The sequence below is a fragment of the Klebsiella sp. 18074 genome (genome assembly GCF_902705905.1).
Classification (GTDB): Bacteria; Pseudomonadota; Gammaproteobacteria; order Enterobacterales; family Enterobacteriaceae; genus Klebsiella; species Klebsiella terrigena.
In genome coordinates, this window is the sequence record NZ_CACSIS010000015.1 from 135,271 (window position 1) to 152,033 (window position 16,763).

Annotated in this window: 13 protein-coding genes and 1 pseudogene; 7 read left to right on the forward strand and 7 right to left on the reverse strand. The window is 58.2% G+C overall.

Annotated elements, in window-relative coordinates; translation table 11 throughout:
* Positions 1–309 precede the first annotated feature (309 nt).
* Positions 310–1,896: a TerC family protein gene (locus tag GVK32_RS16405; protein WP_159870444.1), complete on the forward strand. Its 1,587-nt coding sequence runs from the start codon at positions 310–312 to the stop codon at positions 1,894–1,896.
* An 889-nt stretch (positions 1,897–2,785) separates the two neighbouring features.
* Positions 2,786–3,274: a transposase gene (locus GVK32_RS16410; protein WP_159870217.1), complete on the forward strand. Its 489-nt coding sequence runs from the start codon at positions 2,786–2,788 to the stop codon at positions 3,272–3,274.
* 741 nt (positions 3,275–4,015) lie between these two features.
* Here the strand turns inward: GVK32_RS16410 and asmA are convergent.
* The 4 genes from asmA to alkA form a co-directional block, all read right to left on the reverse strand.
* Positions 4,016–5,863, reverse strand: a complete 1,848-nt coding sequence (gene asmA, locus GVK32_RS16415) for an outer membrane assembly protein AsmA (protein ID WP_159870214.1) — start codon at positions 5,861–5,863, stop codon at positions 4,016–4,018.
* A 27-nt stretch (positions 5,864–5,890) separates the two neighbouring features.
* Positions 5,891–6,472, reverse strand: a complete 582-nt coding sequence (gene dcd / locus GVK32_RS16420; RefSeq protein ID WP_041146396.1) for a dCTP deaminase — start codon at positions 6,470–6,472, stop codon at positions 5,891–5,893.
* Between the two features lie 90 nt (positions 6,473–6,562).
* Entirely contained in the window at positions 6,563–7,204 is a 642-nt protein-coding gene (gene udk / locus GVK32_RS16425) for a uridine kinase (protein WP_041146397.1), read from the reverse strand.
* Positions 7,205–7,442: 238 nt separating this feature from the next.
* On the reverse strand, positions 7,443–8,285 hold the full coding sequence (gene alkA / locus GVK32_RS16430) for a DNA-3-methyladenine glycosylase 2 (protein ID WP_159870211.1): 843 nt from the start codon (positions 8,283–8,285) through the stop codon (positions 7,443–7,445).
* A gap of 135 nt (positions 8,286–8,420) precedes the next feature.
* Between alkA and yegD the strand changes: the two genes are divergently transcribed.
* The 5 genes from yegD to GVK32_RS16455 all read left to right on the forward strand — a co-directional run bounded on the left by yegD (position 8,421) and on the right by GVK32_RS16455 (position 14,156).
* A complete protein-coding gene (gene yegD, locus GVK32_RS16435; RefSeq protein WP_132512214.1) occupies positions 8,421–9,773 on the forward strand; it encodes a molecular chaperone in 1,353 nt (450 codons plus the stop codon).
* A gap of 418 nt (positions 9,774–10,191) precedes the next feature.
* Positions 10,192–12,168 carry an ATP-binding protein gene (locus GVK32_RS16440; RefSeq protein ID WP_370461158.1) on the forward strand — a complete coding sequence of 659 codons (1,977 nt, stop codon included), beginning with the start codon at positions 10,192–10,194 and terminating at the stop codon, positions 12,166–12,168.
* Entirely contained in the window at positions 12,165–12,863 is a 699-nt protein-coding gene (locus tag GVK32_RS16445; protein WP_123709278.1) for a response regulator transcription factor, read from the forward strand. The genes GVK32_RS16440 and GVK32_RS16445 overlap by 4 nt, the downstream gene beginning before the upstream one ends.
* A gap of 376 nt (positions 12,864–13,239) precedes the next feature.
* Positions 13,240–13,371: a small membrane protein gene (locus tag GVK32_RS16450; RefSeq protein WP_159870208.1), complete on the forward strand. Its 132-nt coding sequence runs from the start codon at positions 13,240–13,242 to the stop codon at positions 13,369–13,371.
* Positions 13,372–13,538: 167 nt separating this feature from the next.
* A complete protein-coding gene (locus GVK32_RS16455; protein ID WP_159870205.1) occupies positions 13,539–14,156 on the forward strand; it encodes a transcriptional regulator in 618 nt (205 codons plus the stop codon).
* Positions 14,157–14,475: 319 nt separating this feature from the next.
* Here the strand turns inward: GVK32_RS16455 and GVK32_RS16460 are convergent, their stop codons facing one another.
* From GVK32_RS16460 to GVK32_RS16470, 3 genes and pseudogenes are all read right to left on the reverse strand, one after another.
* On the reverse strand, positions 14,476–15,744 hold the full coding sequence (locus GVK32_RS16460) for a dicarboxylate/amino acid:cation symporter (protein WP_159870202.1): 1,269 nt from the start codon (positions 15,742–15,744) through the stop codon (positions 14,476–14,478).
* Between the two features lie 234 nt (positions 15,745–15,978).
* Positions 15,979–16,467, reverse strand: a pseudogene (locus tag GVK32_RS16465) (ABC transporter substrate-binding protein); the annotation flags it as partial.
* A 14-nt stretch (positions 16,468–16,481) separates the two neighbouring features.
* Positions 16,482–16,763: IS1 family transposase (locus GVK32_RS16470; protein ID WP_227698078.1), on the reverse strand; the 282-nt coding region annotated here is incomplete at its 5' end.

The following is a 16,763-nucleotide window of genomic DNA, read 5'->3' on the forward strand; positions in this document are numbered from 1 at the left end:
AATCGCGCTGACGATAACCGGAAGTGAGCCGCGATATAACACCGCTGGCGCTCAGAGTCACAATAAGCCACCTCCCGGCGGCAATTCTGATTTCAATAGCTTATAAATCAGTTAATTCGCATAAATATAAGCCATAACGTTTATATTTCACCCGCTGGAATATTCATCACGATGCCTTTTATTTGTCTTCAATCTCAGCGGCGGCGGGGTCTGAGCGACCGTATACAACATAATTCGAGTTGCAATTTAGCAGTCGCTTATCCATGATCGACGTATGGCACGCTTATGTTGTAAAGGTTTTAACGAATGATGGAATGGATTGCCGACCCCTCAATCTGGGCCGGTCTGGTAACGCTTGTCGTTATTGAACTGGTGCTCGGGATTGATAACCTGGTGTTTATCGCGATTCTTGCCGAAAAACTTCCCCCCGCTCAGCGCGACCGTGCCCGCGTCATTGGCCTGCTGTTGGCCATGCTGATGCGCCTGCTGCTGCTGGCATCGATATCCTGGCTGGTCACCCTGACGAAGCCGCTGCTGACCTATCATGACCTGAGCTTCAGCGCACGCGACCTGATCATGCTGTTTGGCGGGCTATTTTTACTGTTTAAGGCCACGGTTGAGCTTAACGAACGCCTGGAAGGCAAGGACAGCGATAATCCCGTTCAACGCAAAGGCGCGCGGTTCTGGGGCGTAGTGACGCAGATTGTGGTGCTGGACGCCATCTTCTCGCTCGACTCGGTGATTACCGCGGTCGGCATGGTCGATCATCTGGCGGTGATGATGGCGGCGGTGGTTATCGCCATAAGCCTGATGCTGCTTGCCAGCAAAGCGTTAACCCGATTTGTTAACAGCCACCCGACTATCGTTATCCTGTGTCTCAGCTTCCTGTTAATGATCGGCTTTAGCCTCATCGCCGAAGGATTTGGCTTCCCAATCCCGAAAGGTTATCTGTACGCGGCGATCGGCTTCTCGGTGATCATTGAGTCGCTCAACCAGCTGGCGCTGTTCAATCGCCGTCGCTTCCTCTCGGCCAATCTGACGCTGCGCCAGCGCACCACGGAAGCGGTGATGGGCCTGCTGAGCGGGCATAAGGAAAACGCCGAGCTGAATACGGACAGCGCGGCGCTCATTGTCAATCAGCAGGACGGCCCGCTGTTCAACCCCCAGGAGCGGCGGATGATTGAGCGGGTGCTTAACCTCAACCAGCGCACCGTCAGCAGCATTATGACCTCACGCCATGATATCGAGCATGTCGATATGAGCGCACCGGAAGCCGAGATCCGCGCGCTGCTGGAGAAAAACCAGCATACCCGTCTGGTGGTCACCGGCGGGGAAGATGACGAAGACCTGCTCGGCGTGGTGCACGTTATCGACCTGCTGCAGCAGTCGCTGCGTAACGAGCCGCTCAACCTGCGCGTTCTGCTGCGCCAGCCGCTGGTGTTCCCCGAAACGCTGCCGCTGCTTCCCGCCCTCGAGCAGTTTCGTCATGCCCGTACCCACTTTGCCTTCGTGGTCGATGAATTTGGCTCCGTTGAGGGGCTGGTGACGCTGAGCGACGTGATGGAAACGATTGCCGGTAATCTGCCGAATGAGGCGGAAGAGATTGACGCCCGCCACGATATTACTCGGGCCCCTGACGGCAGCTGGACGGTCAACGGCCATATGCCGCTCGAAGATTTAGTCCAGTACGTTCCCCTGCCGATCGATGATAAGCGCGAATATCACACCATCGCCGGCCTGCTGATGGAATATCTCCAGCATGTGCCTGAAGCAGGGGAAGAGGTTAAGATTGGCGATTATATTCTGCGCACCCTGCAGGTTGAAAGCCACCGGGTGCAGAAGGTACAGATAATCCCACCGCCGGTGCATGACGATGAGCTAAATTACGAAGTATAGGATGGTGGCACTCCCCGGTCGCGCTGCGCTTACCGGGGCTACGAAGCGTATGCGATCGCGTAGCCCGGATAAGGCGATACGCCGCTATCCGGGAAAGCTCCTGGTGATAACCGTTAAACCCGCGTTCAGCATCTGGCCTGCTTCCCCGGTCGCGCTACGCTTACCGGGGCTACAGGGCGAGTGCAATCGCGTAGCCCGGATAAGGCGATACGCCGCTATCCGGGACAGCTTCCCCGGTAGCGCTGCGCTTACCGGGGCTACAGGGCGAGTGCGATCGCGTAGCCCGGATAAGGCGGTACGCCGCTATCCGGGACAGCTTCCCCCGGTCGCGCTGCGCTTACCGGGGCTACGGGGTAAATGCGATCGCGTAGCCCGGATAAGGCGGTACGCCGCTATCCGGGACAGCTTCCCCGGTCGCGCTGCGCTTACCGGGGCTACGAAGCGAATGCGATCGCGTAGCCCGGATAAGGCGGTACGCCGCTATCCGGGAAAGCTTCCCCCGGTCGCGCTACGCTTACCGGGGCTACAGGGCGAGTGCAATCGCGTAGCCCGGATAAGGCGGTACGCCGCTATCCGGGAAAGCCCCTGGTGATAACCGTTAAACCCGCGTTCAGCATCTGGCCTGCTTCCCCGGTCGCGCTGCGCTTACCGGGGCTACGAAGCGAATGCGATCGCGTAGCCCGGATAAGGCGCTTGCGCCGCTATCCGGGAAAGCCCCAGGTGATAACCGTTAAACCCGCGTTCAGCATCTGGCCTGCTTCCCCGGTCGCGCTGCGCTTACCGGCATTTTGCGAGCCATTTTCCAATCCTTTCTACTATTCATGGCCTACGCGCTTATCCCAATTTATTCTCCCGCTGCAGAGACCACATCTCACATAAGGAGCCTTCTTTGGTCGCCTATCGCCGCAACTATATTCATGGTGCAACCTGGTTTTTTACCGTCAATTTACGCAACAGGAAAAGCGCGCTTCTGACTCAGCAGGTCGCGGCCTTACGTCACGCGATTATGACCGTTAAACGGCAAAAGCCTTTTTATATCGACGCCTGGGTTGTACTTCCGGAGCACCTGCATTGCATCTGGACCTTGCCGGACAACGACTGTGATTTTTCGGCGCGCTGGCGGGACATAAAGGGAGGATTTTCCAGAACATTAAGACAGAATAACGTCTGGCAGCCTCGTTTCTGGGAACATACGATTCGCAATCAGCAGGATTATCGTCGTCACGTCGATTACATCTACATGAATCCGTTCAAACATGGCTGGGTAAAACAGATACAGAACTGGCCATTTTCAACCTTTCATCGGGATGTCCGGCGCGGGCTATATCCCGCTAACTGGAGCGGAGAGGTGGATGATTTCACCTGTGGCGAACGTTGATGACCGTCCCCGGTCGCGCTGCGCTTACCGGGGCTACGGAGCGAGTGCGATCGCGTAGCCCGGATAAGGCGGTACGCCGCTATCCGGGAAAGCTTCCCCGGTCGCGCTGCGCTTACCGGGGCTACGGGGCGAATGCGATCGCGTAGCCCGGATAAGGCGGTTACGCCGCTATCCGGGACAGCTTCCCCGGTCGCGCTGCGCTTACCGGGGCTACAGGGCGAGTGCGATCGCGTAGCCCGGATAAGGCGGTACGCCGCTATCCGGGAAAGCTTCCCTCGGTCGCGCTGCGCTTACCGGGGCTACAGGCCGAGTGCAATCGCGTAGCCCGGATAAGGCGGTTACGCCGCTATCCGGGACAGCTTCCCCGGTCGCGCTGCGCTTACCGGGGCTACGGAGCGAGTGCAATCGCGTAGCCCGGATAAGGCGGTACGCCGCTATCCGGGACAGCTTCCCCGGTCGCGCTGCGCTTACCGGGGCTACGGAGCGAGTGCGATCGCGTAGCCCGGATAAGGCGGTACGCCGCTATCCGGGACAGCTTCCCCGGTCGCGCTGCGCTTACCGGGGCTACGGGGCGAGTGCGATCGCGTAGCCCGGATAAGGCGTTTGCGCCGCTATCCGGGACAGCGTCCCCGGTCGCGCTGCGCTTACCGGGGCTACGGGGCGAGTGCGATCGCGTAGCCCGGATAAGGCGGTTACGCCGCTATCCGGGAGTCCAGCAGCAGGTCAAAGAGGTCAAAGAGCTCAAAGCTTATCGAGCAGCTTCTTCACGTCTTTGCCATCCTGGCTGTTCTTGTTGCGTTCAACCCAATCGTTCAGGCGCTGCTTCGCCTCATCCTGCAGCTGCTTACGCAGAATCTGGTCAACCTGCAGGCTGTAGCTTAGCGACTGCCACTTGCCGTAGATTCGCAGCGGAATCGCCGTCTGCTTGAGTCGTTCGATCAGCTTGCCCTCGCCTTTCCAGCCGCCAAGCACGCGGACGTTAAAGCGCATGTCGCAATCTTCTTTCAGCAGATTCAGACCGCCCTGCCCGGTTAGCGCCATCAGCTCAGACTGCCCCTGCAGGCTCTTCAGCGTCACCTCGCCTTTATCCAGCAGCAGGTCGCTGCTCATGGAATCGAGGTGGGTGGCGTTATCGTAGTTCTCCTGCGCCTGCACGTTGGTGCTGCGCTCAACCGCCTGCTGTACCAGCTGCTGGAAATTGAGCCCTTCGGTGCGGGTATCGCTCATTTGCAGATGCGCCTGCCCCTTCCAGCTGCGGCGGAAGTCGTCGGCATCAATACGCTGACCGGAAAAATCGCCGGCCAGCGAGAGCTTACCGGTGAGGTTCAACGAGTAGTTAAAGGCATTAAGGATGGTGCCAATCTCGACGTTATCGAGTTTTGGCTGGAAAGAAGCCTCAGCGGTATCCTTGCGCGCATCCAGCGTGCCGGGCAGAGAGATAAGCCCGCCGTCGAGCTCGCCCTGCAGCTGATTAATCGTCACCAGCCCCTGCTGGTTCGTGATATCGCTCTTAACCTGGGTAAAGTTCATTCCCCGCCACTGCAGGCGATCGGCGGTCAACGCCATATGCGCGCTGAAGCCGCGCAGGCTATCGTAATCCTGCTGAATGTCGCTATCGGCAATCACCGGACGCATCTGCCGCGGCTGGCTTTGCCCCTGCTGGCTTGCCGCGCTATCGCCGGCGGCCTCGGTGTGCGTCAGCAGGCTGTCGAGGTTCAGCGTACTGGCGTGGAGATTAAGCTTCCAGTCGGCCTGCTCGCCCAGCACCACGCTGGCACTACCGGAAATCGTGCTGCCGTTAGCCGTCAGATTCAGCTTATCAAAGCCGATCTTTTTCTGATCCTCAAGCCAGCTGGCCTGCAGGCTGCCCTGACCGCTGATGCCGTTAGCCGGCAGCTCGGCGCCGCGCAGCTGCCAGTTAAGCTGGGTAATTTCGGCCTGCAGGGAGTGCGGATAATCGCCGCCCTGCACCTCGGCGGAGAAGGAGAGCGCCAGATCGCGCTGATCGCGATTGACCCGTCCGGAGAAATCGAGCGTCGCGTGATGATTTTGATCCTGATCCATCTGCAGACGGATATCGCGCACCGTCACCTGCTCGCCGCTTTCGTGCTGGAAGAACAGTACGCTGTCGACAACCTGCAGCTTCCGCACGTCATAGGACCAGCCGCTGTCTTCCGACACCTGCGGCAGCGTGTTGTCGTGCGGAACCACCGGTGCATTCAGATCGCGCACCGCTTCCGTTTTTGGCGTCAGCTGGATAACCGCGCCTTTAAGCATCACCTGCTTAACCTGCAGCTGGTGGGAAATCAGCGGCAGCAGCGCCACGTCGAGGCGCATATTGTCGGCGCGAACCACCGGTTCGGCCGCGCCGGGCGCCGTCAGCGTCATGCGCCCGGACAGGATGCTCAGCTGCGGCCAAACGTGCCAGCGCAGCGGGCCATCGAGTTTGAGCTGATAACCGCTACGCTCCGCTACCTTGTGCACCATATAGGCGCGAAAATCATTGGGATTGACCAGCAATACCAATGCGGTAAGCCCGGCGACAACTACCGCCAGTAAGATCATCAGCGTCGTCAGAATTCGTCTCATGGCACCCTCAGCAAGCCGCTTACGTTATCAATCCTTGTCGATTCGACTCGCCACCGCGCCCTGCTGGTCGCGATATTTGGCGTCTTCACGGCGGTTATAGGGACGGGCCGCCGGGCCGGACAGCGGTTCAAAACTCAGTGCGCCGATCGGCATCCCAGGACGCAGCGCCAGCGGCAGCTTGCCGGAGTTAAAGAACTCGAGCACGATGCAGCCCGACCAGCCCGGATCGATGCGGTGGGCGGTCACGTGAACCATCAGCCCCAGGCGCGCCAGCGACGAACGTCCGTCCAGCCAGCCCACCAGATCCGCAGGCAGGGTCACCGACTCAAAGGTCACCGCCAGCGCCAGCTCGCCCGGATGGAGATAGAACGCTTCGCCTTCCGGCAGCACGATCTCTTCGCTCATCACCCGCTCCAGCGCCGCGCTCACTTCCGCCTTCGGCCCGCTCAGGTCGATAAAAGGCGCCGTGTGGCCGCGAAAGGTGCGGAACTTATTGCCCAGGCGGACATCGACGGTCGCACCATTAATGCGCTCAACGGGTGGACGCGGGCTGATGGATAGCCGGCCCTCATCCAACCAGGCTTCTATATCTCGGTCGCACAGACGCATGAGCTTTCTCCTTTAAGGCATCGCGCCCTCACACCTTCCGGGGATAAGGGCAATATGGGTTCTCTTTGCACGTTACACAATTCGTTAGTGTTATTCAAAGAACTGGCTGATCTTGGCCTTCAGAATATCAATCGCAATGCGGTTCTTACCGCCGCGAGGCACGATGATGTCGGCATACTGCTTGGAAGGGTCAATAAACTGCAGGAACATCGGACGGACGGTTTTCTGATACTGCGCCATCACCGAATCCATCGAGCGGCCGCGTTCGTTAACGTCGCGCTTAATACGGCGCATCAGGCAGATATCCAGCGGCGTATCGACGAAAATGGAAAAGTTTAATTCATTGCGTAAACGCACGTCGGTCAGGAGTAAAATCCCTTCAAGGATAATCACTTTCTTCGGCTCAATATGAATCGTTTCCGGCATCCGCGTGTGCTCAACGTAGCTGTAAACCGGTAATTCAATCGGCTGGCCGCTTTTCAGCATCTGCAGGTGCTGAAACAGCAGGCTATGGTCCATCGAGCTGGGATGGTCATAGTTGGTTTTAACCCGCTCTTCCATCGACAAATGACCTTGATCTTTGTAGTAGCTGTCTTCCGGAATAACGCCGATATGCTCGTCGCCAACCTGCTCGCGTAATTCGCGATAGAGCGTGCTGGCAATAAGACTTTTTCCCGAAGCCGATGCGCCGGCAATACCTATAATGACGCACTGATGAGACGTATCAGTCATAACTTTTTGCGACCTGATTAACCTGGATAGATATACACATCATCCTGCAAACTGCCTCGGCGTTAGCTGCGTCGTGCACTTCAGTCGCTGGCTTTAGCCCGCTTCCGGGGGTTCACTTCCCCGCCGCCTTGACGCATCTCGAATGATTTTATGTACAGGAAGGGTGACGTTTTAGCGTCAAACGCGGCAATTATAGGGGCTTCAGCGCGGCGATACCAGCGCTAAGCGCCCCGTTAGGCTATTCCGCGACCGGGCTCCACCCTTCAGTGTACCAGATGTGCAGCAGCGCATAGGATCGCCACGGCTGCCAGCGGCTGGCATAGCGAGCAATACGCGCCGGGGTCAGGGTGGGGAAGCGCTGCTTAATCAGATAATCATCGGCGAGGAAAATATCCTTCGCCTGCCAGCCGCGCAGGGCGAAATAGCTCGCGGTCCAGCGGCCAATGCCCGGCAGGGTTTGCAGCTGCTTCATCCCCGCCGCAATATCGTTCGGCGCCGTCAGCGGGAGCTCGCCGCTGATGGCCGCCTGCGCCAGATGAACCAGCGCTTCGGCGCGCCGCAGCGGCATGCCCAGCGCCTTCAGCGCCAGCGGGTCGGCCAGCGCCAGTTTCTGCGGCGACGGAAAAAGAAAATATCCCGGCGCCAGCGGCTCGCCGAAAGCCGCTACCACCTTCGCCGTCAGCCTGGCCGCCATCGCCACGCTAACCAGCTGCCCCAGCACCGCCCGCACCGCCTGCTCGAAGGGGTCGAGGCAGCCGGGCAGGCGCAGTCCCGGCCGCGGCCGCGCCAGCGGGCCCAGCGCGAGCATAATCTCCTGCGGGTCGCAGGCGAGGTCAAACATGCGCGCCACGCGGCGCAGGCACTCATCCGCGACCGGCAGCAGTCCTTCGGAGAGCGTCACCCGCAGCCCCTGCGCGGCATCGTCCGCGGCGATCGTTATCAGCCCGCCGTGACCCGCCAGCGCGAAGCTGCGGGTGTAGCGCCCTTCGCTAAAGGTTTCGATTCCCTGAACCGCACGGGCGCCGAGAAAACCGAGTATCCACTCCCCGTCGTAGGGCGGGTTCCAGGGTAATAGCGTCATAGTTTCTCCTGATGAATTGCCTCAATGATAGCCGCTGTGCGGATGCCGCACCTTGCTTTTAAATTCCAGTTGTCGCCGTGGCGGCAATCCGCTAAAGTCGCCCCCCTTCTTCACAGGCATGGGGATTTTCAGGTCATGTTTATTGGTTTTGACTACGGAACCGCCAACTGTTCGGTTGCCGTAATGCGCGACAATACGCCGCAGCTGTTAACGCTGGAAAACGGCAGCAAGCTACTGCCTTCAATGCTCTCTGCGCCGACCCGCGAAGCGGTCAGCGAGTGGCTCTACCGGCATCATAGCGTCCCGACCAACGGTGATGAAAATCAGGCGCTGCTGCGCCGCGCGATGAACTTTAACCGCGAGGAAGATATCGAGGTTCTCGATAGCAGCGTGCAGTTTGGTCTCGCCTCCCTGCACCAGTACGTCGATGACCCGGAGGAAGTGTACTTCGTCAAATCGCCGAAATCCTTCCTCGGCGCCAGCGGCCTGAAGCCGCAGCAGGTCGCGCTGTTTGAAGATCTGGTCTGCGCCATGATGGTTCATATTAAGCAGCAGGCGCAAACCCAGCTGTCGGAGACCATCGACCAGGCGGTCATTGGTCGACCCATTAACTTCCAGGGGCTCGGCGGCAATGAGGCTAACGCCCAGGCGCAGGGGATCCTCGAACGCGCGGCGCAGCGCGCCGGATTCCGCGACGTGGTGTTTCAGTTTGAGCCGGTTGCCGCGGGGCTCGATTTCGAAGCCACGCTCGGCGCGGAAAAGCGCGTGCTGGTTGTCGATATCGGCGGCGGTACCACCGACTGTTCGCTGCTGCTGATGGGCCCGGAGTGGCGCCAGAAAGCCGATCGCCAGCAAAGCCTGCTGGGGCACAGCGGCTGTCGCGTCGGCGGGAACGATCTTGATATCGCCCTCGCCTTTAAATGCCTGATGCCGCTGCTCGGCATGGGCGGTGAAACCGAAAAAGGGATTGCCCTGCCGGTTCTGCCGTGGTGGAACGCGGTGGCGATTAACGACGTCCCGGCGCAGACGGATTTCTACAGCAGCGCCAACGGCAGGCTGCTCAACGATTTAGTCCGCGACGCCCGCGACGGCGAGAAAGTCGCGCTGCTGACCAAGGTGTGGCGCCAGCGCCTCGGCTATCGCCTGGTACGCGGTGCCGAAGAGAGCAAAATTGCCCTCTCCGCACAGGATAATGTCACCGCCGGACTGCCGTTTATCAGCGCCGACCTGGCGACGGCCATCAGCCAGCAGGGGCTGGAAGCCGCGCTGAACCAGCCGCTGGCGCGGATCATGGAGCAGGTTCAGCTCGCGCTGGACAGCAGCAGCGAAACGCCGGACGTCATCTATCTGACCGGCGGTAGCGCCCGCTCCCCGCTGATCAAGAAAGCGCTGGCGGCCCATCTGCCGGGTATTCCCGTTGCCGGTGGCGATGACTTTGGCTCGGTCACCGCCGGTCTGGCCCGCTGGGCGCAGGTGGTCTTTAGCTAGCCCCGCTACGGGCGGCCGGACCTTCGGCCGCCCCGTCGTCCGTCAATGTTGCGGCATTGCCATCAGGCGATAAACTCTCCTGCCACCCGTATCGGCCAACTCGTCGACAAATAAAAAGATATTCTCAGCCCGCTCCGGGCGCCTGATATCACAAAATGCTCTCTCCTATCCTCTTTCATTCGTGATATACCCTATGGCGCAATCCCGGCCGCCCGCGGCGCTGTCGCAAGGCTTTGGCCCGTTATGACCAACAGAAACGGCGAACTGAAATAAAGCTGGAATATTCTCTGTCGGGTCAGCAAAATGCTTTCGCGTCTGAACCTCTGCATTTTCCCCGGGATACCGGCGGATTTACGCTGCCGGTTATTCGCTGTCGCGCTATTTAAAATACCGTTAATAATGCCGCAAGGGGGCGTGATTGAATCGCGTGTGCGCTATTTTTGCTACGGCCAAGCCGGTAGCCTGGTTCAGGTGCCTTTTTTTAGTCTGCTGCGGCGTATTGAGCTATCTCCAGACCCTGGCGCCGGCTCATGCTGAGTCGCACCAGCTGGGAATTGATATTCCGGTCTTCTGGTTTGCCGACGCCGACGGCCGGATGACGGTAGATACCTTCGCTTCGCTGCCGGAGAGTGACCTGCAGCCGCTGCACAAAATCCCCTCCTTTGGCTACTCGCGCAAGGACTACTGGCTTAAGGCTACCCTGCCGGCCTCTTACTTCACCGGCCAACCACGCTGGCTGCAGGTTGGCCCCTCTTTTGTCGACAACCTGACGGTCTTCTATCGTCCGGTCGGCAGCGCTGCGCCCTGGATCCGCAAAACCTTCGGCGACCACGCCCCGGCCAGGGAGAGCGATATCGACTACCGCGAAAGCGTGCTGATTTTTCCGCCGCCCCCAGGCCCGGCGGGCTACGAGGTGGTGTTCCATCTCCGGAGCAGCAGCACCCTGATCCTGCTGGCGACCCTCTCCTCCGCCGAGGAGTTTATACAGTCTGCCACCATCGATACCGCCTTCTGGAGCTTCTATTTCGGCCTCGCCATTATTGCCAGCGGCATTGCCCTGTGGCTGGCCATCGCGCTGCGCCGCCGCCTGCTGTGGGGGATCTGCCTCTTCTCCCTCAACTACCCGCTGGTTGCGGCGCTGCACGGCTACCCGGAGTGGCTATTCGGCCAGGCGGCGCTACCCGTTCAGGACTACATGATAAGCAGCCTGTCGCTGCTCAGCTACGCCACCGCCCTGTGGCTGCACGCCGAAGTGTTCGACCTGAAGAAGAACATGCCCAGGCTTTATCGCCTGCTGCTGCTGGCGGTGGGGTTGAACGTCGTGCTCCAGCTGAGCATTCCGCTGGGCTTTTACGGCCTGGCGATGCAGATTGAGGCGGGGATATTCTTTATCGCCTCCCCGGTGCTGCTGACCACCTCCTGGATGCTGTGGAAACGCAAAGCCATCGATTTAAATACGCTGCTCCTTGGCCTGCTGCCGCCGGTCTACGTCGCCTCGGCGGCGCTGGTATTGCTCTCAATACACGGCATCATCCCTTATCACAATGCGGTCTACTCCGCCTGGCAGTACGCGCTGATCGTCCATATCATCACCGTGCTGATCATCGCCGTCCTGCGGGTACGCGCGGAAAACCGCCGGCTGCTGCAGAAACAGCAGCTGGCGCGGGAGCTGCGCATCGAGCGCGAGGCCAGCTTTAACCAACGCCAGTTTATGGGGATGGTGGCGCATGAGTTCAGAACGCCGCTGGCGATTATCCAGGCCGCGCTGGAAAACCTGCGCCTGTGCGCCGCAACCCTGGAGCAGGAGCCCCGGCTGGATCGCATGCAGCGAGCGACCACCCGCCTCGTGCAGCTCACCGATAACTGCCTGGCCGATGCCCGGCTCTCCTCTGAGGCGTTTTCCGTCGATAAACAGGATGCGGCGCTGCTGCCGGTGATTCAGATGGCGGCGACGGTGGTGGACCTCTCGCTGAAGCACAATCTCAAGGTCAGGCTCGAGGGCCATCTCGTGGCGCCCGACGCTCCCTCGCCGACGCTGTTTATTGATAGCGGGCTGCTGTGCGTTGCGCTGGCCAACCTGCTCGACAATTCGGTGAAGTATGCACCCTGCGGCGAAATCAGCATCGATATTGTGCAAAAGGAGCGCCACGTCGAGATAAAGATCCGCGACATGGGTCCGGGCATTGCCGCCGAAGCGATCGAGCTGATTTTTGAGCGCTACCGACGCGGCGAAACCCACGGCGCGTCTCCGGCCGGTACCGGTCTTGGGCTGTACGTCGCCAGGCAAATTGTCCAGGCCCACGGCGGCGATTTATGGCTGGCGGCAAACACGCCGACCGGCTGCGAATTTGCGTTAACGCTTCCCCTGACAGAACAGCAGAAGGCCAGGTTATGACATTACGCGTGGCTATCATTGAAGATAGCGCTGATTTACTCGACGAACTGCAGGCTTTTCTCCGCCACCGCGGGTTTGCGGCCTGGGGCGTACGCAGCGCCGAGGCGTTCTGGCGACAGCTGCACGCCGATCCGGTTGATATTGTATTAATTGATATCGGGCTACCGGGCGAGGATGGCTTCAGCGTACTGGAGTATCTGCATCAGCTCGGCCAGTTTGGTCTGATCGTGATTACCGCCCGAGGCCACCAGCAGGACAAGCTGCAGGCGTTAAGCCTCGGCGCGGACTTCTACCTGATTAAACCGGTTAACTTTTCCGACCTCGCGGACACCATCCATGCGCTGGGCGCGAGGCTGAAGGAGCAACAGGCGGTGACGCCAGCGCCGCCGGCGCGGGTGGCCGATCCGACGGTCTCCTCTCCGTGGACGCTGCAGGCCGAGCGGCTGGTGGCGCCGTCGGGGCTGAGCCTCCCGCTGACGCAACAGGAGTACCGGCTGATGGAGATCCTGATGCGCAACCGGAATGAAGTGTGCAGCAAGGTCGATCTGCATGCCTGGCTCTTCACCGACGAAGGCGAACCCGAACTGCACCGCATCGACGTGGTCATCAGCCGGCTGCGGCATAAGGCGCGCCTGCACGGCATCAGCCTGCCCATCCGCGCCATTTTCGGCAAAGGCCTGGCGTTTCTTTCCTGAGTTTGATGGGCCGGAACGCCCCTTTTCGCGCCGTCGTCATTGCCGATACGTTATTCATTTTGCTGTAGTTGTTATTTTTTCTCACTTTTTGAGAGAAATGAGAGAAATGAGACTGACGCCCCGATTAGGAATTTTCTTACACTGATATTGCACCATCAAGCGCGGGCTGCCGGTGTCTCCCCTTTAGCGAACGGTCTGACAGGCACAGTTCGTGATACCGCCCGCCGGGTAAATATAACGATAAAGCCGCCCTGCCTGACTTTGCCGGTGCATTAACCGCGGCACAGCAGGCAGCGTAGAGCAATATTCATTCCTGTTTTTTGCCATACACCGTTTAGAGCCTGCCCGACAGGCCCTTAAATAAAGGAAATTCATCATGAACATGCAAACGGGGTTCGCCCTGCTGCTGTGCGTATTTTGTCTGTGTATTTCGGTTTACTCCCTGGTGTCCTATCTGAAGGACCGTAAAAAACAGAAGATGCCGTTTACCTACGGGCGTAAAAAATAACGCCCGGCAGATTTCTGGCAACACGAAAAATAATGCGCCCAATAATAACCGGCAGCGGTAATAAGCCGATGCGCAGCTTTTTTCTGCATCACGCACAGCAACCATCGCCTACGCCGGAGGTCCGGTCGCGCAATGGCGTCACGTTGACTTATAAAGGAAGTCACGCCATGAAAACGATTAATATTGCGCTTAACACCCGCAGCGCCTTTATCCGCGATGCGTTAGTTTACATGGTGAATGAGCTCACCCGGGATCGCCCCGGCGTCCGGGTGAACTTCTCCTCGCGCAGCGATACCCTGGTGCACGAGGACATCATTTTCGCCGACCTTCTGCCAGGGGAAATTCACCTGTGCAATACGCTGATAAAAAATCGCAAACCCGGCAGCTCGGTCATTATCCTGCATAGCTACGACGCCCTCCCGGAGCCGGCCGGCATCGTCAACTGCCTGAGGGACGTTATCTTTTTCGCCATCAAATCGGCCAGCGTGGCGCAGATGCGGGCGATTATCGAAAAGGTGCTCAAGAGCGCTGAAAATCCGCCGATTAAATTACTCAAGGACCCCGGGTTAATCTGCAACCACTGTCCGCACCAAACGCTATCGCGTTCGCAGGTCGCGGTCGCCCACGGTCTTATTCATGGGTTTGATATCGGTAAAATATCCGCCATCAATAAGGTGAGTATCAAAACGACCGCCTACCATAAAAGTAAGATCATGGAAAAATACCGGCTTAATAACAACCATGACTTTTTTCAGTTTATGAATTTACTTAGAGAAAAAGGATAGCCTGCGTCATCGTCGGGGAATATTTGCGGCCCAGGGTTTAAATTTAGGAATCTATGGGGTTGCACAGGGACGCAATTCCTAAAAAAAAGCGCCGTGCGGAAAAATAGCTTCTCATGCCCGATAGACAGCGGATAACATCAGCGCATCCCCGGTATAAAGACGCTTCACCGCGTGGTTATACAATAATAACAACGTATGTAGCGGGGAATTATTACTTCGTCACATCGCCCCTTGCGTGCCTGTTAGGGGCATTTTTTTATCTCGCCCCGCCCTCGCGGTGGAAGAAATACGCGCTCCGCCAGGAGCGCGTATGCCATCGTCAGGCCTGGACGCCCTGAGGCTCCGCCTCTGGCACCTCTTCCTGCAGCTGACCCTCATTTTTTGACAGCATCGCCGTCGCAATGCCGTTGCCCAGCACGTTAATAGCGGAGCGCCCCATATCGAGGAAATGGTCGATCCCCATCAGCAGCAAAATCCCGGCGACCGGAATATTGAAGCTGGGGATCGTCGCGGCCAGCACTACCAGCGCCGAACGCGGCACCCCGGCAATCCCCTTCGAAGCCAGCATCAGCGTCAGCATCATCACCGTAATTTCGCTGAAGCTGAGGTGGATGTTATACGCCTGAGCGATAAACAGGGAGGCAAAGGAGCAGTAGACCATCGAACCGACCAGGTTAAAGGAGTAGCCGATGGGCAAAACGAAGGAGACGATATTGCGCGAGCAGCCGAAGCTGACCAGCCGCTCCAGCGTCTTCGGATAGGCCGCTTCCGAACTGCTGGTGGTGAAGGCGACCAGCACCGGATCTTTCAGCATATTGAGCAGGCGGAAGACCTCTTTTTTCAGCACCATATAGCCCACCGCCACCAGCACCGCGCTGGTGAGCAGTACCGCAACGTAGTAGCCGCCGATAAATGAGGCGTAGTTCAGCAGAATGCCCAGCCCCTGGGAGGCGATGACCGAGGAGATAGCAGCAAAAATCGCCAGCGGGGCCACATACATCACGTACCCGGTCACCTTGAGCATAATGTGGGAGACCACGTTCAGCGCGGCCACCAGCGGGGCGTTAAATTTCTCCCCCAGCGATGCCCCGGCGATGCCAAAGAACATCGAGAACACCACAATCTGCAGAATTTCGTTGTTCGCCATCGCATCGGTAATACTGGTGGGGATGGTATGCGACAGGAAGCCTTTCAGGCTCATCCCGCTGACCGCCAGCCCGGTATCCACGGACTCTTTGGGGACCGCCAGATTGAGGCCGTTACCCGGATGCCAGAGGGTGACGATCACTAATCCCACCAGAATGGAGAGGATCGAGGAGGTGACAAACCACACCATCGCCTTACCGCCTACGCGGCCGATAGTGGCGGTTTCCCCCAGCCGCATTATGCCGACGGTCAGGGTGCTGAAGACCAACGGCGCAATCACCATTTTGATCAGGCGTAAAAACATATCGGTGAAGAGCGTGATGTTATCCGACCATGCCACGATGGCGGTCGGGGAGGCGTAGGCGTGAATTGCCGCGCCGGAAAGTATGCCCATCAGCATGAAGATAACGATGAAGAGCGTGAGTTTGTTTGCACTGGCCACAAAAATGAACCCCTAATTTATTTAACGTATTGATTTTTAACGTGTATGTATTTTATTTATAATTACACATTAAACATTCGACACATAAATTGAATAAAACCTGCAAGAGTTACAACTCTTTTTTAGTTATTTATCTCTGTAGTTGACGGAAAGGTTGACGCATATCAATCCGCCACCGGGGTCCGGAGAGGAAAAAAAGCGCCGGTGACCAGGGCCAACCGACGCAAAGAGGCATTAGTGTTTCACGGTATCCTCGAGGAAGAAGCGCCCCAGCGGATTCTGGTAAAAACCGTCGATATTCTTACGGCTGACGTTACGGTACGGGCTGTAATACAGGTCAACCCAGTTGACGTCAGCTTTGGCCATTTTTTGCAGGTCGATATACATCTGCTCGCGCTTTTTACTGTCCATTTCGACGCGCGCGGCGGCCACCAGTGCCTTGACCTGCTCGTTATGGTAGCGGGTCATATAGTTCATGTTGCTGTCATGCCCCAGCACAAAGGTCGTTTTCTGGTCAGGGTCGAGAATATCGTTGGTCCAGTACATCACCGAGATATCGTAATCCCCGGCCACCAGCATATCCCAGCTCTGGCTCGGATCGACTTTTTGTAAGTTGACCGTCACCCCGGCTTTCGCCAACTGCTGCTGCAGCAAAATGGCGATTTGCTCATCCACCTCATCCCCGGCGTTGACCACATAGTTCAACTTCAGGTCGGCGGCGCCGGTAATGCCTCCAATTAGTAGAACATATACTTTTCGATGAATGAGCCGATGACTTTTTCGTGGACTTCGATGGAGCGTGAGAAGCAAATCGTTTTGCGAGCCAGACGCTTAATGCGGGTGCGGAGTGTCAGGTTGTTACGCTCAATGCGTTGCGTAAAAATCTTGCCCATCAGGTGCTTCTCCTTCGGGACTTCTCTGGCATAGCTGCCCCAGTTGTCACTGGTTATCATACCGATGCTGAACGGCGTTAACAGGGCCAATAACTCCCGGCAGGTCTCATCTGTACGCGGATCAAA

Coding starts and splice junctions, on each gene's coding strand:
- GVK32_RS16405 (WP_159870444.1), top strand. CDS start 310: ATGGAATGGATTGCCGACCCCTCAATCTGGGCCGGTCTGGTAACGCTT.
- asmA (WP_159870214.1), bottom strand. CDS start 5,863: ATGAGACGAATTCTGACGACGCTGATGATCTTACTGGCGGTAGTTGTC.
- dcd (WP_041146396.1), bottom strand. CDS start 6,472: ATGCGTCTGTGCGACCGAGATATAGAAGCCTGGTTGGATGAGGGCCGG.
- udk (WP_041146397.1), bottom strand. CDS start 7,204: ATGACTGATACGTCTCATCAGTGCGTCATTATAGGTATTGCCGGCGCA.
- alkA (WP_159870211.1), bottom strand. CDS start 8,285: ATGACGCTATTACCCTGGAACCCGCCCTACGACGGGGAGTGGATACTC.
- yegD (WP_132512214.1), top strand. CDS start 8,421: ATGTTTATTGGTTTTGACTACGGAACCGCCAACTGTTCGGTTGCCGTA.
- GVK32_RS16445 (WP_123709278.1), top strand. CDS start 12,165: ATGACATTACGCGTGGCTATCATTGAAGATAGCGCTGATTTACTCGAC.
- GVK32_RS16450 (WP_159870208.1), top strand. CDS start 13,240: ATGAACATGCAAACGGGGTTCGCCCTGCTGCTGTGCGTATTTTGTCTG.
- GVK32_RS16455 (WP_159870205.1), top strand. CDS start 13,539: ATGAAAACGATTAATATTGCGCTTAACACCCGCAGCGCCTTTATCCGC.